The 1194-nt window shown below is 54.0% G+C and carries 1 protein-coding gene; it reads left to right on the top strand.

From position 1 onward, the window contains the following. Positions 1–53: 53 nt before the first annotated feature. Positions 54–1194 (top strand): IS3 family transposase gene (locus EQV90_RS21665; RefSeq protein WP_240878678.1). Its coding sequence is split into 2 segments (ribosomal slippage), with 1142 coding nucleotides annotated over them: positions 54–417 and positions 417–1194; the frame shifts between segments, so codons are not numbered across the junction. This gene is flagged as partial in the annotation.

The following is a 1194-nucleotide window of genomic DNA, read 5'->3' as shown; positions in this document are numbered from 1 at the left end:
TGTCCCGTCCTGAATAAGGTTTACACCTTCTGATCTATTTTCAGGAGGGCGTAATGGAGACAAGTAAAAGGCGTAGTCAGCGAGACTACACGCTGACCTTTAAATTGTCGGTCGTCGACCAAGTCGAAAAAGGTGAGCTGAGCTATAAAGAGGCTCAGGAGCGCTACGGGATCCAAGGCAAAACGACCGTTCTGACGTGGTTACGCAAGCATGGTCGGCAAGATTGGAGCCCCGGCACATACATTGGCTCGCCGAGGATGGGGTCTATGCCCGACAAAAACCGACCACTAACGCCAGAGCAACGCATCAAAGAGCTTGAACAACAGTTGGCGCTGTCCAATCAGAAAGCCCAGTTTTTCGAGGCGGTCGTGGATGTCTTGAAAAATGACTACGGTCTCTCTGTGGTAAAAAAGCGTCCCGGCAAGTCCTCGCGCAAAAACGAATCCAAAACCTGAGCATCAGCAGGGCTTGCCAGTTCATGGGGATAAGCCGACAGGCTTACTACAAACGCAATCGCGCCGATGCAACTCGCCTGGTTCTGGATCAGAAAGTTGCCGACTTCGTTCAGCAAAAACGTCAGCGTCAGCCGCGTCTGGGTACCCGAAAGCTGTACCACTTGTTGCATTGCCAGCCTCAACTTGAGCTGCAAGTGGGGCGAGATCGGCTGTTTTCGATCCTGCGCGAAAGGCGTTTACTGGTGGCCCGCAAGCGGGCGTATCACAAGACGACCGACAGCCATCATCGCTTTCGGCGCCATCCGAACCTACTCAAACCGGGTCCGGATCAGGTTGTTCCAACCGGCCCGGAACAAGTCTGGGTTGCTGACATCACCTATCTGCCCACTCGGGAGGGTGTGGCCTATCTGAGCCTTGTGACGGATGCTTTTTCGCGAAAGATCGTGGGTTACCACGTCCATGAAAGTCTACACACCGAGTCGGTAGTGCAAGCGTTGCGTCGAGCCGTGAGTCAGCGTCAAACCACGCAGCCGCTGATTCATCACTCGGACAGAGGCAGCCAGTATTGCTCGGGAATGTACCAAGAACTGCACGCGAAACACGGCATCCGATGTTCGATGACGGACGGCTATGACTGCTACCAAAATGCTTTGGCAGAGCGGGTCAACGGGATCTTGAAAACAGAGCTTCTGCTTGAGCGCCCACACGACTTAATGCAGGCGAAGAAGATGGTGAGTGA

Origin of the sequence: Pseudomonas sp. TMW22089, assembly GCF_022496645.1 — a bacterium.
Classification (GTDB): domain Bacteria; phylum Pseudomonadota; class Gammaproteobacteria; order Pseudomonadales; family Pseudomonadaceae; genus Aquipseudomonas; species Aquipseudomonas paraversuta.
The sequence above is the reverse complement of the archived record's forward strand: the minus strand, read 5'-3'. Positions and strand labels throughout refer to the sequence as shown.